At 59.4% G+C, this 20,806-nt stretch carries 20 protein-coding genes and 1 tRNA gene; 11 read left to right on the forward strand and 10 right to left on the reverse strand.

Annotated elements, in window-relative coordinates:
• Window positions 1-216: 216 nt before the first annotated feature.
• Entirely contained in the window at window positions 217-1,659 is a 1,443-nt protein-coding gene (mgtE, locus tag TU79_RS22545) for a magnesium transporter (RefSeq protein ID WP_003233511.1), read from the forward strand.
• A 115-nt stretch (window positions 1,660-1,774) separates the two neighbouring features.
• Here mgtE and TU79_RS22550 read toward each other — a convergent pair whose 3' ends face one another.
• From TU79_RS22550 to TU79_RS25715, 3 genes are all read right to left on the reverse strand, one after another.
• Window positions 1,775-2,101 (reverse strand): Arc family DNA-binding protein, encoded by a 327-nt coding sequence (locus tag TU79_RS22550; protein ID WP_003193592.1) that lies wholly within the window; start codon window positions 2,099-2,101, stop codon window positions 1,775-1,777.
• Between the two features lie 402 nt (window positions 2,102-2,503).
• Window positions 2,504-2,683, reverse strand: a complete 180-nt coding sequence (locus TU79_RS22555) for a PA3371 family protein (protein WP_057010064.1) — start codon at window positions 2,681-2,683, stop codon at window positions 2,504-2,506.
• 10 nt (window positions 2,684-2,693) lie between these two features.
• Window positions 2,694-2,921 (reverse strand): hypothetical protein, encoded by a 228-nt coding sequence (locus tag TU79_RS25715; RefSeq protein ID WP_082638690.1) that lies wholly within the window; start codon window positions 2,919-2,921, stop codon window positions 2,694-2,696.
• A gap of 349 nt (window positions 2,922-3,270) precedes the next feature.
• Between TU79_RS25715 and TU79_RS22560 the strand changes: the two genes are divergently transcribed.
• Window positions 3,271-3,347: transfer RNA gene (locus TU79_RS22560), tRNA-Arg, on the forward strand.
• A gap of 284 nt (window positions 3,348-3,631) precedes the next feature.
• Window positions 3,632-5,017 carry an MFS transporter gene (locus TU79_RS22565; RefSeq protein ID WP_057010065.1) on the forward strand — a complete coding sequence of 462 codons (1,386 nt, stop codon included), beginning with the start codon at window positions 3,632-3,634 and terminating at the stop codon, window positions 5,015-5,017.
• Window positions 5,018-5,075: 58 nt separating this feature from the next.
• Here TU79_RS22565 and TU79_RS22570 read toward each other — a convergent pair whose 3' ends face one another.
• The 4 genes from TU79_RS22570 to flgA form a co-directional block, all read right to left on the reverse strand.
• The gene (locus TU79_RS22570) at window positions 5,076-5,825 is read right to left on the reverse strand and encodes a flagellar brake protein (RefSeq protein WP_057010066.1); all 750 of its coding nucleotides are present in this window, start codon (window positions 5,823-5,825) and stop codon (window positions 5,076-5,078) included.
• A 96-nt stretch (window positions 5,826-5,921) separates the two neighbouring features.
• Entirely contained in the window at window positions 5,922-6,392 is a 471-nt protein-coding gene (locus TU79_RS22575) for a flagella synthesis protein FlgN (RefSeq protein ID WP_057010067.1), read from the reverse strand.
• A gap of 48 nt (window positions 6,393-6,440) precedes the next feature.
• On the reverse strand, window positions 6,441-6,767 hold the full coding sequence (flgM, locus tag TU79_RS22580; RefSeq protein ID WP_003233506.1) for a flagellar biosynthesis anti-sigma factor FlgM: 327 nt from the start codon (window positions 6,765-6,767) through the stop codon (window positions 6,441-6,443).
• Between the two features lie 141 nt (window positions 6,768-6,908).
• Window positions 6,909-7,667 (reverse strand): flagellar basal body P-ring formation chaperone FlgA, encoded by a 759-nt coding sequence (flgA, locus tag TU79_RS22585; protein ID WP_057010068.1) that lies wholly within the window; start codon window positions 7,665-7,667, stop codon window positions 6,909-6,911.
• Between the two features lie 81 nt (window positions 7,668-7,748).
• On the opposite strand from flgA, the gene TU79_RS22590 reads away from it, so the two are divergent.
• Together TU79_RS22590 and cheR are read left to right on the forward strand one after the other, a co-directional pair.
• The gene (locus TU79_RS22590; RefSeq protein ID WP_057010069.1) at window positions 7,749-8,681 is read left to right on the forward strand and encodes a chemotaxis protein CheV; all 933 of its coding nucleotides are present in this window, start codon (window positions 7,749-7,751) and stop codon (window positions 8,679-8,681) included.
• Window positions 8,682-8,724: 43 nt separating this feature from the next.
• Window positions 8,725-9,552: a protein-glutamate O-methyltransferase CheR gene (gene cheR, locus TU79_RS22595; RefSeq protein WP_057010070.1), complete on the forward strand. Its 828-nt coding sequence runs from the start codon at window positions 8,725-8,727 to the stop codon at window positions 9,550-9,552.
• An 86-nt stretch (window positions 9,553-9,638) separates the two neighbouring features.
• Here the strand turns inward: cheR and TU79_RS22600 are convergent, their stop codons facing one another.
• Window positions 9,639-10,421, reverse strand: coding sequence for a hypothetical protein (locus TU79_RS22600; protein ID WP_057010109.1), 783 nt, complete (start codon window positions 10,419-10,421; stop codon window positions 9,639-9,641).
• Between the two features lie 326 nt (window positions 10,422-10,747).
• Between TU79_RS22600 and flgB the strand changes: the two genes are divergently transcribed.
• Genes flgB through flgE form a run of 4 tightly spaced genes read left to right on the forward strand, consistent with a single transcriptional unit; the run spans window position 10,748 to window position 13,689 of the window.
• Window positions 10,748-11,155 (forward strand): flagellar basal body rod protein FlgB, encoded by a 408-nt coding sequence (gene flgB, locus TU79_RS22605; protein WP_057010071.1) that lies wholly within the window; start codon window positions 10,748-10,750, stop codon window positions 11,153-11,155.
• 3 nt (window positions 11,156-11,158) lie between these two features.
• The gene (gene flgC, locus TU79_RS22610; RefSeq protein WP_057010072.1) at window positions 11,159-11,602 is read left to right on the forward strand and encodes a flagellar basal body rod protein FlgC; all 444 of its coding nucleotides are present in this window, start codon (window positions 11,159-11,161) and stop codon (window positions 11,600-11,602) included.
• A gap of 16 nt (window positions 11,603-11,618) precedes the next feature.
• Entirely contained in the window at window positions 11,619-12,341 is a 723-nt protein-coding gene (locus tag TU79_RS22615) for a flagellar hook assembly protein FlgD (RefSeq protein ID WP_057010073.1), read from the forward strand.
• Between the two features lie 31 nt (window positions 12,342-12,372).
• A complete protein-coding gene (gene flgE / locus TU79_RS22620) occupies window positions 12,373-13,689 on the forward strand; it encodes a flagellar hook protein FlgE (RefSeq protein WP_057010074.1) in 1,317 nt (438 codons plus the stop codon).
• 279 nt (window positions 13,690-13,968) lie between these two features.
• Here the strand turns inward: flgE and TU79_RS22625 are convergent, their stop codons facing one another.
• Window positions 13,969-16,863 (reverse strand): ribonucleoside-diphosphate reductase subunit alpha, encoded by a 2,895-nt coding sequence (locus TU79_RS22625; RefSeq protein ID WP_057010075.1) that lies wholly within the window; start codon window positions 16,861-16,863, stop codon window positions 13,969-13,971.
• A 584-nt stretch (window positions 16,864-17,447) separates the two neighbouring features.
• Between TU79_RS22625 and TU79_RS22630 the strand changes: the two genes are divergently transcribed.
• Window positions 17,448-18,173, forward strand: a complete 726-nt coding sequence (locus TU79_RS22630; RefSeq protein ID WP_057010076.1) for a response regulator — start codon at window positions 17,448-17,450, stop codon at window positions 18,171-18,173.
• On the forward strand, window positions 18,170-19,780 hold the full coding sequence (locus tag TU79_RS22635) for an ATP-binding protein (protein ID WP_057010077.1): 1,611 nt from the start codon (window positions 18,170-18,172) through the stop codon (window positions 19,778-19,780). The genes TU79_RS22630 and TU79_RS22635 overlap by 4 nt, the downstream gene beginning before the upstream one ends.
• 80 nt (window positions 19,781-19,860) lie before the next feature.
• Here TU79_RS22635 and TU79_RS22640 read toward each other — a convergent pair whose 3' ends face one another.
• The gene (locus TU79_RS22640) at window positions 19,861-20,577 is read right to left on the reverse strand and encodes a 4'-phosphopantetheinyl transferase family protein (protein WP_057010078.1); all 717 of its coding nucleotides are present in this window, start codon (window positions 20,575-20,577) and stop codon (window positions 19,861-19,863) included.
• Window positions 20,578-20,806 lie beyond the last annotated feature (229 nt).

A 20,806-nucleotide genomic window follows, 5' to 3' on the forward strand; every position in this document is an offset into this window, starting at 1 on the left:
CTCAGGCTCAACTTTGCCTCGCAAGCGCTTGTTCTCTCCAGTTTTTTAAGATTAAAAGCCACCGAGCGGTGTATCATTGCGCCCGTCAGCCCCGCCGGGGCTTGTGGAATACCTCCATGGACTTACCCAGTAGTAACTCAGTACCCCGTTTTACCAATCATGAATTGACTGATTGATCCTTCCGGCGTGCCCTGCTGCTGGGAGTGGAGTTCGCCTATGACCGAAGTAGAAGTTAAGAAAACACAAGACAGCCTGCAGGATCGCCTGGCTCAAGTCATCGAGCTGCTGCAGCGCCAGCGCGTGGTCGAAGACCTTACGCATCGCCAGGAAGGTCCTAATCACGACCGCGTTGAAAACCTGGTCCACCGCCAAAACCTCGTCGAGCTGCAGCGCAAGCTCGATGACCTGCACTCCGCCGACGTCGCCTATATCCTTGAAGCCTTGCCGCTGGATGATCGACTGACCCTTTGGCAGTTGGTCAAGGCTGACCGCGACGGCGACATCCTGCTCGAAGTCTCCGACTCGGTGCGTGAAACCTTGATCGCCGACATGGACGATCACGAGCTGCTGGCCGCCGCCAAGGAAATGGACGCCGACGAACTGGCTGACCTTGCACCTGAGCTGCCGCGCGATGTTGTCCATGAGCTGATGGAGGCGCTGGACACCCAGCAGCGTGAGCGCGTGCGTTCTGCGCTGTCGTACGACGAAGACCAGGTCGGCGCCTTGATGGACTTCGAGATGGTCACCATTCGCGAAGACGTCAGCCTCGAAGTGGTCTTGCGCTACCTGCGCCGTCTGAAAGAACTCCCAGGCCATACCGACAAGCTGTTCGTGGTCGACTACGAAGGTATCCTCAAGGGCGTGCTGCCAATCAAGCGCCTGCTGGTGAACGATCCGGAGAAGAAAGTCGCGGACTTGATGGCCAGCGATACCGTGAGCTTTCACCCGGACGAGGATGCGTATGACGCAGCCCAGGCCTTTGAACGTTACGACTTGATCTCGGCGCCGGTGGTCGACAAGAACGGCAAGCTGATCGGCCGTTTGACCATCGACGAGATCGTCGATCTGATTCGTGAAGAGAGTGAAACCGAAGTCCTCAACATGGCAGGTTTGCGTGAGGAGGAAGATATTTTTGCCTCGGTCTGGCGCTCGCTGCATAACCGCTGGGCGTGGCTGGCCGTTAACCTGATTACTGCGTTCATCGCCTCCCGTGTGATTGGGCTGTTTGAAGGTTCCATCGAAAAGCTCGTGGCACTGGCGGCGTTGATGCCGATTGTGGCGGGCATAGGCGGCAACTCCGGTAACCAGACCATCACCATGATCGTGCGCGCGATGGCGCTGGATCAGGTGAGCACCGCCAATTCTTCACGCTTGCTGCGCAAGGAGCTGGCCGTCGGGCTTATCAATGGTCTGGTGTGGGGTGGAGTGATCGGTGTGGTGGCCTACTTGCTGTATGGCAGTTGGTCGCTCGGGGTGGTGATGACTGCCGCCATGACGCTCAACCTCTTGTTGGCTGCGTTCATGGGCGTGTTGATTCCCATGACTCTGGCACGCCTTGGGCGCGACCCCGCAATGGGGGCCAGTGTCATGATTACCGCAATGACGGACAGTGGCGGCTTCTTTATTTTCCTGGGCTTGGCGACGATCTTCCTGCTTTGACCCGTGTGGGAGGGGGGCTTCCAGAAAAGCCTCTCACCCAATCCCGCCTTTTGCTCTATCAAATTTCAGGCAAAAAAAAGCCAGCATTCAGCTGGCTTCGGCTTTCAATGGCGAATCAATTGGCTTCTGCGGCCGCCTCAACGTCGTGCGCGATAAGCGAAACGAGGGCATTTTGCTGACGGTGAGAAAGCTGCCGAAAACGCTGCAGCAGTTCGCGTTCGTGCAGTGACAGCTCCGGGCTGTCGAGACGCATGCTCAGCTCTTCGCCCAACGCACCTTCCTGAATAAGGCTCTGCTCCAGGCGCGCGATGATTTCGGAGTTCATGCTGCGGTGATGATTGCGAGCCACCTCGGCAATGCGTTCCCGCATACCGTCTGGCAGACGTACGACGAATTTGTCAGCCGTACGGCTGGAATAAATTGCCTGTTTCAATGGGCGCATATATTTAACCGGTTAGTTCAGGGGAGCGGTTTTTGGAATTGGCCGCAAGGATGAGTGTTAAGACAAGACTCACGACCAAAGTTCAACCCGAATTGCAAAGAGGTCGCATCATGCCTGAGATTCGACATTTCCTTGGCGTCAATTCTGTGACAAATATTGAACTGCCTAAAGGCTTTATGCCAGCACTGATTTGTATTTTTGCGGACTGGTTTGAATATTTTTTGCGTGGAGGGGCGTCAAACGCTGATCAACACGCTGGTCACCGTGACGGATGCCTGGAGGCCGCACATCGTAAAGCAAGATGGCCCTTTGCCCTAACGTTAAGGCTAGTGGCAATCTGCCAATTTGCTAGGTTTATACGACGTAAGGTAGGAGAAAGCGAGGGAGCTAAGCAGTGGGGTCTCAGCGCAGCACCGGGTCGAACTTGATACGGCGGCCCACAATCAATGTTAAAACCAACAGCACAGCAAACACTGAGCCGGCGATGAGAGCGATGGTTTGCCCTTCTTGCGAAGAAACGTGCACACCAAAAGCGGCGCTGAGCAGGGTTAGGCAGAGAAACAGCCAGGAGGATTTGGACATGGAAGTTTCCTTAGAAAACCCAATGCTCGGATGCGGGAGCTGATTGTGCATTTTGTGTGACGCGTATTGGCGTTTGCGCATTTGCGGTCATCACGGCCAACTGTGGACGCTGCTGCAGGTGGTGTGGGACAGGCTGGCGAAGCTGCGCTACATCATCACCGGTGGTCGATTGAAAATGAAACATCACCAAAGCGGCGAGTGCCACGGTATTAAGGGCTAACAGAAGGGCACTGTTCATATTCATGTTCTCCGCCGATTGCTCTGCCGGTGGGTGATGGGCTGTCCGCGTAGGACTTTTCTTATAGAAGATATTGCAGTTGCCGTGCCAATGTTTATTTTCAATAAAATCAATGGGTTGAGCTTGAGTAAAGGAGGCTTCTGATTGCAATTTGCAATGCTGGCATTTTGGGGGAGTGCATTTTGCACGATGCCCTGCAAGTCCCGGTTTTGCTGGGCGAAGCAGGCATCTCAAGGGCGAGGAATGACCTACACGTAAAAAGCCAACGGACGACATGACAAAACCGACCTTGGCCGTTAACATGCTCGCCGTCCGTCGCCGTGCCCTTTGGCCTTGGAGACCGTCATTTGTCCCAGTAGCTCAATTGGATAGAGCATCCCCCTCCTAAGGGGAAGGTTGGCCGTTCGAACCGGCCCTGGGACACCAGATTCAGAGCCCCGCACAGCGCATTTGGCTGGCGGGGCTTTTTTGTGGGCGTTTGGCGCAGATCCGGTCGAACCTTGCTACTGATCCGGGTTCACAGCAGGGTCGTCATGTATTTCTCTTAAAGGTGTACCTTCCATGCGCTCGCGCCGCGTCTGAGCTTCAGCTAATCATTTTGAACACATTAATCTCCGCAAACAGCGCGTATCGCCTGTCCGGATTCGGCGACACGGGACTATCATTCCGTTAGCCCTGACCCCCACTGCAAGGAGCCGCTCGGAACGCCGATGCGCCAAATCTGGAAATCTTTTCGAGCCCTTTATTTCGCCTCTCTAATGATGCTGATCGGCTCAGGCCTGCTCAGTACTTACCTGGCGCTGCGCCTGGCGGCTGACCATGTGGACAGCCTGTGGGTGGGTGCCTTGATGGCCGCCAACTATTTCGGCCTGGTGCTGGGCGGCAAAATCGGGCACCGCCTGATCGCACGCGTCGGGCATATTCGTGCCTATGCCACCTGTGCCGGCATCGTCGGTGCGGCCGTGCTGGGCCATGGTCTGATCAACTGGTTGCCGGCCTGGATCGTGCTGCGGGTCATTGTGGGCCTGGGCATGATGTGTCAATACATGGTCATCGAGAGCTGGCTCAATGAACAAGCCGAGGCCAAACAGCGGGGCTTGGTATTCAGCGGTTACATGATCGCGTCCTACCTGGGGCTGGTGCTGGGTCAGTTGATTCTGGTGATGCATCCGGAGTTGGGTCTGGAGTTGCTGATGCTAGTGGCTTTGTGCTTCGCCCTGTGCCTGGTGCCAGTGGCCATGACGCGCCGCATTCACCCGGCACCCCTGCACCCGGCACCGATGGAGCCGCGCTTCTTTATAAAGCGCGTGCCGCAGTCACTGAGTACGGTGCTGGGGGCGGGGTTGATCGTCGGTTCGTTCTACGGTTTGGCGCCGCTGTATGCGTCCCAGCAGGGGCTGACCACCGAGCAGGTCGGCCTGTTCATGGGGTCGTGCATTTTCGCTGGGTTGTTGGTGCAGTGGCCGTTGGGCTGGCTGTCGGACCGTTATGACCGCGCGCTGCTGATCCGCTGTTTCGCCTTGTGTCTGGCGGTGGCGGCATTGCCCTTGGCGATCATGACCAAGGTGCCTCTGGAAGTGTTGTTCGTTGCTGGCTTTTTCTGTTCGCTGGTGCAGTTCTGCCTGTATCCGCTGGCCGTGGCGTTTTCCAATGACCATGTCGAGGGGGATCGTCGCGTGTCGCTCACGGCCATGCTGCTGGTGACGTACGGCGTCGGTGCCAGCATCGGGCCGCTGTTGGCCGGTGTGGTCATGAAGATGTTTGGCAGCCACATGCTGTATGCGTTTTTCAGCCTGTGTGCCTTGGTCCTCGTGTGGCGTATTCGGCCGAAGGCGGTGACCAACCTGCATCAGGTGGACGATGCGCCGCTGCACCACGTAGCGATGCCTGACAGCATGTCCAGCTCGCCACTGGTGGCTGCGCTGGATCCGCGCGTGGACGAGGCGGTCGTGCAGGAACAGATGCAGACGCCGGTTCCAGATCCTGAGCCTGAACCCGAGTCGCCGTCACCGGTTGACGAGCCAGGCGCGGAAGAATCCACGGAGCCAGCGGACCCGGATGAACACCCTCATGACCTGAGCAGGGCGCGCCCCTGAAAGCAAAAACGGGCAGATCCCATCAGGATCTGCCCGTTTTTTGTCGCGATTGGCGCTGTCAGAAATCGTCGTCCTTGTCGAACCGACGTGCTTCACGTTGCAACTGGTACACAAACCGTTCGACCTGGCGTTGTACCAGGCCGCTCATGTTGTGAAAACGAACGCCAGCGAAGGTGGTATTGATGCGGTCTTCGAAATGCAGGTGACGCAATTCGACAGACGTGGTCATGCTGCCAAAAGGCAGGGCGGCGATAAAACGGTCGTACACCTGGCCCAGTTGCAGGCGCTCCGAGATATCGCCTTCGAAGCGCAGTTTGCAGCCGGTGGCGGAAATATCCAGCAGTTTTCCATTGACGGGAAATTTGAGCCTTTCGCCACCCAATTCGATGTTCACCAGTTGGGCCAGCTTCAGCGCGGCGCGGAAGGCATTGCGGCGCTGATGATAAACCACCTCGCTCGGCATGCTGCCGGTATAGATACGGTGGCCGTCTTTCTCGCTGATGGCGAGGGTGCCGTTGCTTTCCCAGGCGACACGCACGCCGTCGTGGAAGCCCTCGATGCGAAAGGGTTCACCGCTTTCAAGGTGACGCTCGCCATCGCGCGGGATCATTTCGTCCATGATCAGGATTTTGCCGTCACGGTCCACGTCCACCAGGTAGCTCTGGAAGCGCTGGCTGCGTTCGTGGAAGGTGATGATCAGCGGGTCGTGGCTTTCCTGCAGCATCCGCAATGTGCTGGCGATTTCCAGAGGCGTGGTGAGCACCTTGGGTGGCTGCGGAGCGTCTTCCGCATTAAGGGCATTGAACACGGTTCTTCCATCTCCAGACAATATACGACTACTCGCAAGAACCGGCATTTTGCCAGTATGTAGCGCGCCTTGGATAGGCCGCGCTGCAAACCCGCGTCAGGCTTGGCTGCGGGTACTGGGTTTGACCAGGCGGGAGGTGGAACCCTGAGCGTTGTACAGCGCAGGTGGCTCACCGCCATGAAGTATACGCAACTGATTGGCGGTCGTAGCTTGCTGCAACTGGATCGACTGGCCGTTGAGCAGGTTGGCTTCCTGGCACTGGGTGAGCAATTGGTTAAGCGCTTTGCTTTGGGCCAGCAATTGTTCGCCCACCGAAGAGTGGCTGGCCAACTGGGCGAGGCCGTCATGGTCGGCCGGCAGGCCAAGGCTGGTCAGAATCTGGCTGCGCTTCTTGCCGTGCTGTTCGAGCAGAACAATCAACGATTGTTTGCGCGCCAGGATTTCTTCGAGCAACGGCATATCCCGGCCGTAGAGGGCCAGGGATTCCTCTTTAAGCAGCTCGAGCAATTGTTGCGTCGGCGCCAGATCATCAATGATCAGTTCAAGCAAGGTTTCGTCGTGGTGCATGGCAGGCCTTGGGGTTTAAGCGTCCAAAAGCCCGGCGCAGGCCAGTGCCTAGCGCTCGGCTTCGAAATTAAGCAGCTTGCTGGCTACGCGGTTGCTGTCGACTTTATAGCTGCCATCGGCGATCGCCTGTTTCAATTCGGCCACGCGGGCTTTGTTGACAACCGGTTGGTCGCGCAGCGAGTCAGTGACCTTCTGCAACTGCTGAGCCTCATTGCTCAAGTGTACGGATTCCCCGCTCTGGCTGGCGCTGGCCTGTTCCGTCTTCGCGGCAGGCGCTGGCTGGGCCTTGGCTTCCGCGCTCTCTTTGGTGCCACTGGTGCGCGTAGTGCCTGGCAATGCCGGGGAGTTATTTAAACGGCTGAAATCGATGACCATGATAAAAAACCTCTGGGTATTTGGACGCTTGCCATGTTTTCGGCCTTACCCAAACAAACTTTAGGCTCGATTGACAATAAAACTGCGCGCACGGACTTCTCGCCCACAGTGTAGGAAAACCCAGCGTCCTGTACCAGTGCTCTATAAAGCCACCTCCACTTGCCCGGGGGCCGTTACACGCGCCTTGATCACGCGGTTGGAGTTGAGGTTCTTCACCCGGATCTGTTCACTCATGCCGCCGTTGGACAGCGCTTCCCCTGGCATTCTTACGTTCAGCCCGCCGCTGCTGGCGGAGATCACCACCTGATCGCCCTTGCGAACGACCTCGGCTTGCTCCAGATGCACAAGGGTTATCACTTGGTCGGTAACCACCGGTCGGGTAAGTTTCTGCCCGATGGCCTGGTCGACCGAGGTCAGATAGCCCTGGCTGATCTGACTGATGTCGCGTTCACGCAGCATCACATCCTCGAAACCGATGATGCCGGTGCGTTTAAGCGGTCGCGCCACTACTACCACTTCGCGGAACAATTTGACCTGCGCCGGCACAAACACGGTCCAGGGCGACGCGCCTTCGCAACGTACTTTTACCGTTACACGCCCGATTGGTTGGGCCGGGCTTTCCAGGCTGGCTGTCAATTCCTTGTCGCACATCGGCATGCGCAGACGCGGGTCGAGCTGCTTGACCTCGATCTCATAACGGCCGGGCGTCTGTGTGCTCGCCAGATAATCTTCTACAGTGAACTCAAGAAAGCCCTGAGTGACGCCGATAAGGAGATCAGGCAGGGTGACGTTGTCGGCGCGAGCCGCTGCGCCTGAGCCCAAGGCAAGTAATGCCAGCGTGACGCAAAGCAATCTGCGGTACGTTGGAAGGCGTCGGGAAACTGTCGTTTTAAGGTCCATGACCAATAAATAGCAAAGCTCGTGCCGTTTAGAGTGGAGTGCGCGTCGCACCCCCAAAGGTTTTAGCGTAGGAGTCTGGGCATGGCAGGTGTAATGGATTCAGTAAACCAGCGCACACAGCTGGTAGGGCAGAATCGCCTCGAGTTGCTGCTGTTTCGTCTGGACGGCAAGCAGCTGTATGGCATCAACGTGTTTAAAGTACGGGAAGTGCTGCAGTGCCCCAAGCTGACAATCATGCCCAAGTCCAGCCCGGTGGTGTGTGGCGTGGCCAACATCCGGGGCGCGACCATTCCGATTCTTGACCTGGCATTGGCCACTAGCGCCGCCGGGTTGCAGGACCGTCAGAACCCGTTCGTGATCATCACCGAGTACAACACCAAGACCCAGGGTTTCCTGGTGCGCTCGGTGGAGCGCATCGTCAACATGAACTGGGAAGAGATCCATCCGCCGCCCAAGGGTACCGGTCGCGATCACTACCTCACGGCAGTGACGCGGGTCGATAACCAGTTGGTGGAAATCATCGACGTGGAGAAGATCCTCGCCGAAGTGGCACCGACCTCGGAAACCATTTCGGTGGGCGTGGTGGATGCCGACACGGCGCACAAGGCGATTTCGTTGCGTGTGCTGACGGTGGATGACTCCTCCGTGGCGCGCAAGCAGGTGACCCGTTGCCTGCAAACCGTCGGCGTGGAAGTGGTGGCCCTCAATGATGGTCGCCAGGCCCTGGATTACCTGCGCAAGCTGGTGGACGAGGGCAAGAAGCCGGAAGAGGAATTCCTGATGATGATTTCCGACATCGAGATGCCGGAAATGGACGGCTACACCCTGACGGCCGAGATACGCAACGATCCACGCATGCAAAAACTGCATATCATCCTGCATACTTCGTTGTCGGGTGTATTCAATCAGGCCATGGTCAAGAAAGTCGGTGCCGATGACTTCCTCGCCAAATTCCGCCCTGATGACCTCGCATCCCGGGTAGTCGACCGGATCAAGGCAGCAGATCACGGCTAGGGGGATTTCCCCTGGCGGTCACACGATTTAAGAGGCGGTATCTTTGTCTACGGGTAATTTGGATTTCGAACAGTTCCGGGTCTTCCTGGAAAAGGCCTGTGGCATATTGCTCGGTGAAAACAAGCAATATCTGGTATCCAGCCGCCTCAACAAACTGATGGAGCAGCAGGGCATCAAGTCCCTGGGCGAACTGGTACAGCGCATCCAGGGCCAGCCGCGCAGCGGGCTCAAGGAAATGGTGGTCGATGCCATGACCACCAACGAAACCCTGTGGTTTCGCGACACCTACCCGTTCGAGGTGCTCAAGAACAGAGTGCTGCCGGAGGCTATCAAGGCCAGTCCGGGTCAGCGCCTGCGGATCTGGTCGGCCGCCTGTTCGTCAGGGCAGGAGCCTTTTTCGATCTCGATGGCCATCGATGAATTCGAGCGGACCAATATCGGCCAGTTGAAAGCCGGTGCGCAGATCGTCGCCACCGACCTGTCCGGCACCATGCTCAACAACTGCAAGACCGGCGAGTACGACAGCCTGGCCCTGGGCCGTGGCCTGTCGCCGGAGCGACTGCAACGTTTCTTCGACCCCAAGGGCGCAGGACGCTGGGCAGTGAAGGCGCCGATCAAGAGCCGGGTGGAGTTTCGCTCGTTCAACCTGCTCGACAGCTACGCCAGCCTGGGCAAGTTCGACATGGTGTTCTGCCGTAACGTGCTGATCTACTTCTCGGCCGAGGTGAAGAAAGACATCCTGTTGCGCATTCACGGCACCCTCAAGCGCGGCGGTTATCTGTTCCTCGGTGCTTCGGAGGCACTCAACGGTCTGCCGGATCATTACCAGATGGTGCAATGCAGTCCCGGGATTATTTACCAGGCCAAGTGATGTTCACTTGAAAAAAAACGGGAGGCCCTGCAAAGGCCTCCCGTTTTTTATGCATGCAGCGAACCGCATCATTCAGCCGACCTTACTTAGGGCCTGGGCTGTATTCGTATATTGCTCAGGGATAAGCGATGAATCCCGCTGGGCACTCGCTGGTTAAAAATACCCAGCCGCACATCGCCTGTCAGCGTTGCGGTGAATGACCCGCGCCCGGTTTGCGGTTGGGCCTTGGTAATATTTTGTACGGCTGCGCCGATCGGGCTGCCGTTCACCGTCATGTGCAGGGTCGAGCCATCGGCGGCGGACGAACCGCCAATGACCTCAAAGCTGCAATCATAGGTGCGGCCCGCGATTACCGGAACAGCGCGGGTAATGATGTGAGCACTGCTCGCCTGGCTGATGAGCACGTCAACGACCACACTGCTATTGATGACATGCAATAGCCCGCCTGTATAAGGGCCCTGAGGGACCCAACCCTGGAAAGTATCATCGCTGAAATCCCATACAGCGCCAGGCAGTGGCGTGACGATGGGGCTTGAGTTGATAAGGACTCTCGCGGCTGGCGCAGCGGAGTTGCTACCTGCACGGTTGATGGTCAGCAGCAATAGCACGATTTTGCCTACGCTGGCTTCAACAAAGCCTTTAGGTATCAAAAACTCGATTCTGGGAGCGTTCGTAGCAATCAGAAAGCTTTGATTGAACTCGCCACCGCGTACGCTGCTGCTCAGGGTCAAAAAAACCCGGTCATTCGGCATGACCGGGAAATCGGCTGTCAGTCCGGCGCTGTTACCGCTAATAAGTCGTGTGTTCAACTCCGGCGGGGTGGACGCTGAGTTTTGTTCGTTGAATCTTGGCGGCGGGATAATCAGCATTTCAAACCTCTGCGGCATACATCAAGGGTATTGGCCGAATAAGGCACTCAGACCCCAGGCACTGCAACTGTCAGAAATGACAGTTAGGACCAGCGGTGGTCCTGTCCCACCGCCAACTGACGTTATCGCCTGATTGCCACCTCTGCGTAAAAGCGGCAAACCCGATTGCCGCTTTACTGGCGCCATGCGGAAGCCTGTTGCCGCTTTTCTGGCATTGGCACGGCATCGGTCCCGCGCAAGCCCTTGAATTCAGGGGCTTGGGCACATTGGCATGCGCCTTGCTATAACCTCGTTACGAACAGCAGGTCAGCCTAAAGGTTTCCGCCATGAGCATCAGCTTCGATAAAGCGCTCGGTATTCACGAACAAGCCCTGGGCTTTCGCGCAAAGCGTGCCGAAGTCCTGGCCAACAACATTGCCAACGCCGACACCCCGAACTACAAGGCTCGGGACCTGGACTTCTCCGCCGTGCTCGCTGCACAGCAGGACAAGACCCAGAACGGCACCTTCGCCTTGAACATGACCAACAGCCGTCATATTGAAGCGCAAGGCCTGAGCAATGGTGACGAGTCGTTGCTGTATCGCACGCCGATGCAGCCGTCGATCGACCAGAACACCGTCGATGCCCAGCTGGAACAGTCGAACTACGCCGAGAACTCGGTGAACTTCCAGGCCAGCTTCACCCTGCTCAACAGCAAATTCAAAGGGCTGATGTCTGCCCTGCGTGGAGAGTAAGCCATGTCCCTGTCCAGTGTTTTCAACATTGCCGGTAGCGGCATGAGCGCCCAGACCACGCGCCTCAATACCGTCGCCAGCAACATCGCCAACGCCGAGACCGTGTCTTCGAGCATTGACCAGACTTACCGCGCGCGCCACCCGGTATTCGCCACCATGTTCCAGGGCGGGCAGAGCGGCGGCAGCGATTCGTTGTTTCAGGATCAGGGCAGTGCAGGCTCCGGCGTGCAGGTGCTGGGTGTGGTCGAGGACCAGAGCAACCTCGAAGCACGTTATGAGCCCAACCATCCTGCAGCGAACGAAAAGGGGTATGTCTACTACCCCAACGTCAACGTGGTCGAGGAAATGGCGGACATGATCTCGGCCAGCCGCTCGTTCCAGACCAACGCGGAAATGATGAATACCGCCAAAACCATGATGCAGAAGGTCCTGACCCTGGGTCAGTGATAAGGGGCGCCAACTAATGGCCATCGTTGATACGTCAAACAACTCGGCAGTCCAGGACCTTTTCAATTCCAAGGTCAAGACCGCCCAGGACAATACCAGCCTCAGCAGCGCCGCCGCAGGTGCGACGGGCAGCCAGGCAATGGGCAAGGATGCTTTCCTGAAGCTGCTGGTGACCCAGTTGAAAAACCAGGACCCCTTGTCGCCTCAGGACAACGGTGCGTTCGTGGCCCAACTGGCACAGTTCAGCAGCCTTGAAGGCATCAACAACCTGAACGACTCGGTCAAGGCGATTTCCACCAACGTCACCTCGTCACAGGCGCTGCAAGCGTCCTCGCTGGTGGGTCGTTCGGTGATTACCCAGACCGACAGAACACTGGTCGACACCAGCAAGAGCATGACCGGCTCGGTGAATGTGCTGGCGTCGGTGGGCAATGTCGCGGTCAAGATCACCGACAAGGACGGCAACACCGTGCGCACCCTCGACATGGGTGCGCAAAGCGCCGGCTCCCAGAGCTTTATCTGGGACGGCAAGAACGACAAGGGTGAGGTTGCGGCTGCCGGGACTTACACGTTCACGGCCACCACCAAGAATGACGCGGGCGATTCCGTCGCCCTGGCCACCTCGCTGCCGGCAACGGTAACAAGCGTGACCCTGAGCCAGACCGGCGGCGAAATGCTGCTCAACCTGGCAGGCGGAAGCAGTATCAAGCAGTCGCAGATCCAGACCATCGGTTTATAGAGCCCGCTAACTACGGTGCAAGGAGAAATACATGTCTTTTAACATCGGCCTTAGCGGCCTCTATGCAGCCAACAAACAACTGGACGTGACCGGCAACAACATTGCCAACGTGGCGACCACCGGTTTCAAATCGTCCCGTGCGGAGTTCGCTGACATCTACGCGGCGTCCAAATTGGGCACCGGCCAGAACAGCATCGGCAACGGTGTGAACCTGGCGGCGGTCTCCCAGCAGTTCACCCAGGGTGACGTGAACGGCAGCGGCGGCATCCTGGACATGGCGATCCAGGGCGGCGGTTTCTTCGTGCAGAAGGGCAGCGACGGTTCGTTGCAATACACCCGCAGCGGCGCCTTCCGCGCCGACAAGGACGGCTACATCACCAACAACACCGGCACCTCGCGCCTGCAAGGTTATGCCGCTGACGACAACGGCAAGATCATCAAGGGCGGCCTGACCGACCTGCAATTGAACCTGTCGAACCTGCCACCGAAGGCCTCCAGCAAGGTCGATTCGGCCAGTAACCTGAACTCCTCGGAGCCGGTGATCGACCAGGTGGCCAAGCCGTTCAACCCGAACGACACCAGCACCTTCACCACCCAATACAGCACCACCTTGTATGACACCCAGGGCAACTCCCACGCCATGGTGCAATACATGGTCAAGTCGGATTCCAACCAGTGGAAGTCCTACACCTTGATCGACGGGCGCAATCCTGACGGCAGTGCGCCAACGGGCACCGGCGCTGTAGCCCCGGTAGCCTCGACGCTGTCGTTTGATACCGCCGGCAAGCTCACCGGTATCGTGACCCCGCCAAGCACGGCGTCCAACACCACATTGACCATCTCCAACTGGGTACCGGGCACTGTGACCGGTGGCGTGTGGAAGGCTAATGGCGCCGCCGCCAACGCGGGTGGTGTGGCCGTCAACATGGCCACGATCACCCAGTACAACTCGGCCAGCTACCGCAACCCGCCGGTCACCGACGGTTATGCCACTGGCCAGATCACAGGCCTGAAGATCGACGGCAACGGTGTACTGTTCGCGACCTTCAGCAACCAGCAGAGCAAGGCCATCGGCCAGCTCTCTCTGGCCAGCTTCAACAACGAACAAGGTTTGCAGCCGGCGGGCAGCACCACCTGGAGAGAAACCTTCGCCTCGGGCCAGCCGGGTTACGACACCCCGCAATCGGGCACCCTGGGTTCGATCGTGTCCAACTCCCTGGAGAACTCCAACGTCAACCTGACCAACGAGCTGGTGGACCTGATCAAGGCCCAGAGCAACTACCAGGCGAACGCCAAGACCATCTCCACCCAGAGCACCATCATGCAGACCATCATCCAGATGACCTGATGAGGTAGCGCTCCACAGAAAGCCCCTCTTTTGGAGGGGCTTTTTTGTGGGCGTGGGAAAAGCGTCTGCATCACCGGAGGGACGCGGTTCACCCATTACACGCCCGACAAGAGCAACCGGGTAAAAGTCCGGGATGGGCGGGTGCATCCAGAGGGGGGGGCGAGGTGGGCGACCACAACAGGAGGGGCACGGTGAAGCGTATACCCTTGTATGGGCGCGGTAGGCATGAAAAAAGCCCGTCAACCTTTCGGTTGACGGGCTTTGAGTGACCCGCTCAGCTTATTGGCAAGCTTCGCAATCCGGCTCGTCAATCGCGCAGGCCTTTGGCACTGGCGCCGGTCCGGCAGGGGCTGCCAGCACCGAATCATCACCGTGGTTGCCGCTGGACACAGCGTTCAGCTTGCCGGTGTTGATGGTCGACTTCTCGGTGCTGGTCGCGGCCAGGGCGCGGAGGTAGTAGGTGGTTTTCAGGCCACGGTACCAGGCCATGCGGTAGGTCACGTCGAGCTTCTTGCCCGATGCGCCAGCGATGTACAGGTTCAGCGACTGCGCCTGGTCGATCCACTTCTGACGACGGCTGGCCGCGTCAACGATCCACTTGGTGTCCACTTCGAAGGCGGTCGCGTAAAGCTCTTTGAGCTCCTGCGGGATGCGCTCGATCTGCTGCACCGAACCGTCGTAGTACTTCAGGTCGTTGATCATCACCGAGTCCCACAGGCCGCGGGCTTTCAGGTCGCGAACGAGGTACGGGTTGATCACGGTGAATTCGCCCGACAGGTTCGATTTCACATACAGGTTCTGATAGGTCGGTTCGATCGACTGCGACACGCCAGTGATGTTGGCGATGGTGGCGGTCGGTGCGATGGCCATGATGTTGGAGTTACGAATGCCTTTTTGCACGCGGGCACGTACCGGGGCCCAGTCCAGGGATTCGTTCAGGTCAACGTCGATGTACTTCTGGCCACGCTGTTCAATCAGGATCTGTTGCGAATCCAGCGGCAGGATGCCCTTGGACCACAGCGAACCCTGGAACGTCTCGTAGGCGCCGCGCTCGTCGGCCAGGTCGCAGGAAGCCTGGATCGCGTAGTAGCTGACCGCTTCCATGGACTTGTCGGCGAACTCGACCGCAGCATCCGAACCGTAAGGAATGTGCTGCAGGTACAGCGCGTCCTGGAAGCCCATGATGCCCAGACCGACCGGACGGTGCTTGAAGTTGGAGTTCTGCGCCTGGGGCACCGAGTAGTAGTTGATGTCGATCACGTTATCGAGCATGCGTACGGCGGTGTTGACGGTGCGCGCAAGCTTTACGGTGTCCAGCTTGCCGTCGACGATGTGGTTCGGCAGGTTGATCGAGCCCAGGTTGCAGACCGCGATCTCATCCTTGTTGGTGTTCAAGGTGATCTCGGTGCACAGGTTCGAGCTGTGGACCACGCCCACGTGCTGCTGCGGGCTGCGCAGGTTGCACGGGTCCTTGAAAGTCAGCCATGGGTGGCCGGTTTCGAACAGCATCGACAGCATCTTGCGCCACAGGTCTTTAGCCTGGATGGTCTTGAACAGCTTGATCTTGCCCGGGTACTGGGACAGGGCTTCGTAGTACTCGTAGCGCTCTTCGAAGGCCTTGCCGGTCAGGTCGTGCAGGTCCGGCACTTCGGATGGCGAGAACAGGGTCCACTGGCCGTCATCGAAGACGCGCTTCATGAACAGGTCCGGGATCCAGTTGGCGGTGTTCATGTCGTGGGTACGACGACGGTCATCACCGGTGTTCTTGCGCAGCTCGATGAACTCTTCAATGTCCATGTGCCAGGTTTCCAGGTAGGCACACACCGCGCCCTTGCGCTTGCCACCCTGGTTGACCGCGACGGCGGTGTCGTTCACGACTTTCAGGAACGGTACGACGCCTTGCGACTTGCCGTTGGTGCCCTTGATGTACGAACCCAGTGCGCGCACCGGGGTCCAGTCGTTGCCCAGGCCGCCGGCGAATTTGGACAACATGGCGTTGTCGTGGATCGCGTGGTAGATGCCCGACAGGTCATCCGGCACGGTGGTCAGGTAGCAGCTCGACAGCTGTGGACGCAGGGTGCCGGCGTTGAACAGCGTCGGGGTCGACGACATGTAGTCGAAGGACGACAACAGGTTGTAGAACTCGATGGCGCGGTCTTCTTTATGCTTCTCTTCAATCGCCAGGCCCATGGCCACGCGCATGAAGAACACCTGTGGCAGTTCGAAGCGGATACCGTCCTTGTGGATGAAGTAACGGTCGTACAGAGTTTGCAGGCCCAGGTAGGTGAACTGCTGGTCGCGCTCGTGGTTGATCGCCTTGCCGAGTTTTTCCAGGTCGAAGGTGGCCAGGACCGGGTTCAGCAATTCGAATTCGATACCCTTGGCGATGTAGGCCGGCAGGGCCTTGGCGTACAGCTCGGCCATCTCGTGGTGAGTGGCGCTGTCGGCCACGCCCAGGAAGCCCAGGCCTTCGGCACGCAGGGTGTCCATCAGCAGGCGCGCGGTCACGAACGAGTAGTTCGGCTCGCGTTCAACCAGGGTACGGGCGGTCATCACCAGGGCGGTGTTGACGTCGGTCAGGGCCACGCCGTCGTACAGGTTTTTCAGGGTTTCGCGCTGGATCAGCTCACCGTCGACTTCTTCCAGGCCTTCGCAGGCCTCGGTGATGATGGTGTTCAGGCGGCCCAGGTCCAGCGGTGCAAACGAACCGTCGGCCAGGGTGATGCGGATCGACGGATGCGCCTGTACGGCGGCGTCTTCGGCCGGGGCGCGCACGGCACGCTCCTTGGCGCGCGAGTCGCGGTAGATCACGTAGTCGCGGGCGACTTTCTGCTCGCCGGCACGCATCAGGGCCAGTTCAACCTGGTCCTGGATTTCTTCGATGTGGATGGTGCCGCCCGACGGCATGCGACGCTTGAAGGTCGCGGTGACCTGTTCGGTCAGGCGGGCAACGGTGTCGTGGATGCGCGACGAGGCAGCAGCATTGCCGCCTTCAACTGCAAGAAACGCTTTGGTGATGGCGACGGTGATCTTGTCATCGGTGTAAGGAACGACAGTGCCATTGCGCTTGATCACGCGCAGTTGGCCAGGTGCGGTGGCGGACAGATCCAGGTTCGAATCAGCGGCCTGCGGCACGGAGCCCTGCGGGTTCTCGCGAGTTGTGTCGGTTTGCATGGGGGGGTTGTCTCCACGTTCTATATTTGATTGCGAGTGCCAGGCTTCTGCCTGCAACACCCGTACCGTTTTCCATACCGGGATGGAGAACAGCTGCCATCCGCGTAAGCGATTTGGTCTACTGAAAAAAATCGGTTGTTCTACGTTGCACACGCCATAAAAAACTTGAAACAGGGACTGCTTCTGTGGTTGGGCAAATTGGGCGAAAACCCCACATGTAGGGTCTACCTTGCCGCCGAGCTACAAGATAATGCGTTTTGGAGGGGTTAGCAACGCAGTAACCTGTGGATAACTCGTGGGTAAAATGTGTAAGAAAGGTTCAGTGCCGGTGTAGGCCGCATTACTGCTGCATCTTACCGTTTGTCGTAGGGCATTCAGCTCGCACCGCAGGCTGCGCGTTTTCGAAGGGCGCGAACCCTACCATAAAAGAACGCGATCACCGAATGCACCGTCTGGCTTGTGTCAGTAGGCTGGCCCATGGCTACAATCGACCTCACTTATGCCCCCCAAACGTGACAAAAACGCTATGGCCCGCGTGGATCCGACTGTGGGAAGGGGACGTTTCATAACAACGAGGATCACCCGTGGAGCAAGAACCCTGGCACCTGTTGATCGTCGAGGACGATGAGCGATTGGCCGAGCTGACCCGAGAGTACCTGCAGAGCAACGGCCTGCGTGTGTCGGTGGAAGGTAGCGGTGCGCTGGCCGCGGCGCGCATCATTGCCGAGCAGCCCGACCTGGTGATCCTCGACCTGATGCTGCCCGGCGAGGACGGCCTGAGTATCTGCCGCAAGGTGCGCGCGCGGTATGACGGCGTGATCCTGATGCTCACCGCGCGCACCGACGACATGGACCAGATACAAGGCCTGGACCTGGGCGCCGACGACTATGTGTGCAAGCCGGTGCGCCCGCGCCTTTTATTAGCGCGCATCCAGGCATTGTTGCGGCGCAGCGAACCGGCAGAACCCACCAGCGGCCCTCACCAGCGCCGCCTGCAGTTCGGCCCGCTGGTGGTCGACAGTGCGCTGCGCGAAGCCTGGCTGCACGACGGTGCTATCGAACTGACCAGCGCCGAATTCGACCTGCTCTGGCTGCTGGTGGCGAACGCCGGGCGCATTCTGTCCCGCGAGGAAATCTTCATCGCCCTGCGCGGCATCGGCTATGACGGCCAGGACCGCTCCATTGATGTGCGCATCTCACGCATTCGCCCCAAGATCGGCGACGACCCGATCCACCCGCGCCTGATCAAAACCATCCGCAGCAAGGGCTATCTGTTCGTCGCCCAAGCCGCTGCGGATACGTCGCTGTGAACTCGATCTTCCTGCGCATCTACGGCGGCATGTGCGCCGCACTGGTCCTGGTGGCGCTGCTCGGCATGCTGGCCCTGCACCTGCTCAACGAAGTGCGCAGCGACCAGTACCGCGAGCGCCTGGCCCACGGCACATTTGCGTTGATGGGCGACAACCTGCAGACCATGAACGCCATCGAGCGTCAACGGGCCTTGGCCATGTGGGAACGTCTGCTGGGCATCCCCCTGCAACTGCGCCCGCTGGCAGACGCGCGGTTGGACCTCGGCCAGCGCAGTCGCCTGCAACGCGGCCAGGTACTGGTGGAGCAGACCGGGCCCCATGCCGCGCGGGTGCTGCGTCTGGTCAGCGATCAGGAGCAACGGGTACTGACGGGCGACGTGCAGCAGATCAGCGAGCAACTGGCCCGTGCGACGATTTACCTGCTGGCCGACGAATTGGTGCGTTTCCCCGTGGCCGAGCAGCCGCAGCGCCTGGCCGCTCTGAAAGAGGCCAAGGGTTTTGGCTTTGACATGCACCTGTTGGCCCTCGACCAGGCGGATATGGACAACGACCAGCGCCGCCGCGTGTCGGAAGGCGATACGGTGATGGCGCTGGGCAAGGGCGGTGACTCGATCCGCGTGTTTGCCGGCATGGCGGGCACGCCCTGGGTGCTGGAAATCGGTCCGCTGTATCAAATGAATCCATATCCGGTGCAATGGCTGGTTCTGATTGCGCTGGCAGGCCTGACCCTGATCGGTTTGATCGTCTATTTCCTGGTGCGCCATCTGGAGCGGCGCCTCAAAGGCCTGGAAGCGGCCGCCACGCGGATCGCCGAGGGTGATCTGCACGTGCGTGTGCCGGCACGCGGTGCCGATTCGGTGGGCCGCCTGGCCGCTGCCTTTAATGGCATGGCCGAGCACCTGCAGCAATTGCTGGCGATCCAGCGCGAGCTGGTGCGCGCGGTGTCCCACGAATTGCGCACGCCGGTGGCGCGCCTGCGTTTCGGCCTGGAAATGCTTGGCGACGCGGCCACGCCCGAAGCACGGCGCAAATACCTGGACGGCATGGACGGCGATATCCAGGACCTTGATGGCCTGGTCGACGAAATGCTCACCTACGCCCGGCTGGAGCAGGGCGCACCGGCGCTGAATTTTCAGCCGGTCGACCTTGATGCACTGCTCGACCAGGTGATCGGCGAGTTATCGCCACTGCGTCGCGACGTCACCGTCAGTCGAGGTGACTGCCTGTCATCAGCGCAAGGGGGCAACGCCTGGGTCGACGCCGAACCGCGCTATCTGCATCGCGCTCTGCAAAATCTGGTGAGCAATGCCATGCGCCATGCCCAGGCGCATGTGTTGATCAGCTACCAGGTGGGCGCGTCGCAGTGCCGTATCGACGTTGAGGACGACGGGCCGGGCGTGCCGCAAAGCGCCTGGGAGCGCATCTTCACGCCGTTTCTGCGTCTGGACGACAGCCGCACCCGCGCCTCCGGTGGACATGGTCTGGGCCTGTCGATTGTGCGGCGGATTACTTACTGGCATGGCGGGCGGGCATTGATTGCCAAGAGCCCTAACCTGGGCGGGGCGTGTTTCAGCCTGAGCTGGCCGAGGGTGCAAGGTAAACCCTGAGACCGCTATCGGGAGCACGCCCCTCCCACATTGGCAATGCGCTTCCCTGTGGGAGGGGGCTTGCTCCCGATAGCGGCGTATCAGCCGCTGACAGCCACCAGACTCAACAATTGCCCATCGCCCACCGCAAACTGCCCGTCCAGCTCCTTGCCATGGCACCACTCACTGGAAAGGTCCGTCAGCAACCGCAGCCGCACGTGACCTGTGTCCGACCAGTCCAGCACCTCGGCATGCTCAAAGTAGAAGCGCTTTTGCACAATCGGATACAAGGCTTTGAACAGGCTTTCTTTCACCGAAAACGTCAGGGTCACACACTGCGCAATTTGTGCCTGCGGCAACAGCGCCATGCGCTGCAACTCATCGGCCGTCAGAATTTCTGCGGCCAGACGTTGCGCCCGCTCCAGCGTGAGCATGTTCTCCACGTCCATCCCCAACCCGCGCCACTGCGCCTTGTGGCCGACAATCGCCGCCGCATGCCCGGTGCTGTGGGTGATGGAGCCGCTGATATGCGCAGGCCACACCGGCGCGCGATCTTCACCAATCGCCGGGGTGCAATCCAGGTGATCAAGGCGTTGCAGGGCGGCGCGGGCACACACGCGGCCGGCCAGGAACTCCGCCTGGCGCTTGGCCACGGAGCGCTGGATGCTCGCCGGAGGCGGCACGGCGCAGCGCTGAAAATCGCCATTGTCCAACCGCACCGGGTCAAAGCGGGTGCTGAAGAACACCGTGCCGGGCAGGGGCGCGGGCAGGGGCCAGTGGCCGTCGAGTGGGGTGCAGAAAGCGGGTAGGAAGGTCATGCGCGGTATTTTGCCGAGTTGGCGCGTCAGTGGATAGTCTGCGCTGGTTCAGGCCAGGTTCAGAGCTTGTTCAGGGGGAGTTCAGGGGCGCGTGCGTAGTCTGCATGGACCAGCCGTCGGGGTTCCGGGCTGTGCAGGCGGGCTACCGCCTCAGCGGCCAGTGCAACGGGATTAAAATACGCCAGCAAGACCTGCAGGGCCGCTATGATATCCCTCTGTCGGACAGTTG

It is taken from the genome of Pseudomonas trivialis (assembly GCF_001439805.1).
Taxonomy (GTDB): domain Bacteria; phylum Pseudomonadota; class Gammaproteobacteria; order Pseudomonadales; family Pseudomonadaceae; genus Aquipseudomonas; species Aquipseudomonas trivialis.

Bases quoted from the DNA above. Each gene is read 5' to 3' on its own strand.
- TU79_RS22625 (WP_057010075.1), bottom strand. From the start codon at position 16,863: ATGCAAACCGACACAACTCGCGAGAACCCGCAGGGCTCCGTGCCGCAG.
- TU79_RS22640 (WP_057010078.1), bottom strand. From the start codon at position 20,577: ATGACCTTCCTACCCGCTTTCTGCACCCCACTCGACGGCCACTGGCCC.
- mgtE (WP_003233511.1), top strand. From the start codon at position 217: ATGACCGAAGTAGAAGTTAAGAAAACACAAGACAGCCTGCAGGATCGC.
- TU79_RS22600 (WP_057010109.1), bottom strand. From the start codon at position 10,421: ATGCTGATTATCCCGCCGCCAAGATTCAACGAACAAAACTCAGCGTCC.
- flgC (WP_057010072.1), top strand. From the start codon at position 11,159: ATGTCCCTGTCCAGTGTTTTCAACATTGCCGGTAGCGGCATGAGCGCC.
- flgA (WP_057010068.1), bottom strand. From the start codon at position 7,667: ATGGACCTTAAAACGACAGTTTCCCGACGCCTTCCAACGTACCGCAGA.
- TU79_RS22555 (WP_057010064.1), bottom strand. From the start codon at position 2,683: ATGTCCAAATCCTCCTGGCTGTTTCTCTGCCTAACCCTGCTCAGCGCC.
- TU79_RS22565 (WP_057010065.1), top strand. From the start codon at position 3,632: ATGCGCCAAATCTGGAAATCTTTTCGAGCCCTTTATTTCGCCTCTCTA.
- TU79_RS22615 (WP_057010073.1), top strand. From the start codon at position 11,619: ATGGCCATCGTTGATACGTCAAACAACTCGGCAGTCCAGGACCTTTTC.
- TU79_RS22590 (WP_057010069.1), top strand. From the start codon at position 7,749: ATGGCAGGTGTAATGGATTCAGTAAACCAGCGCACACAGCTGGTAGGG.
- flgB (WP_057010071.1), top strand. From the start codon at position 10,748: ATGAGCATCAGCTTCGATAAAGCGCTCGGTATTCACGAACAAGCCCTG.
- TU79_RS22575 (WP_057010067.1), bottom strand. From the start codon at position 6,392: ATGCACCACGACGAAACCTTGCTTGAACTGATCATTGATGATCTGGCG.
- TU79_RS25715 (WP_082638690.1), bottom strand. From the start codon at position 2,921: ATGAACAGTGCCCTTCTGTTAGCCCTTAATACCGTGGCACTCGCCGCT.
- flgE (WP_057010074.1), top strand. From the start codon at position 12,373: ATGTCTTTTAACATCGGCCTTAGCGGCCTCTATGCAGCCAACAAACAA.
- TU79_RS22550 (WP_003193592.1), bottom strand. From the start codon at position 2,101: ATGCGCCCATTGAAACAGGCAATTTATTCCAGCCGTACGGCTGACAAA.
- flgM (WP_003233506.1), bottom strand. From the start codon at position 6,767: ATGGTCATCGATTTCAGCCGTTTAAATAACTCCCCGGCATTGCCAGGC.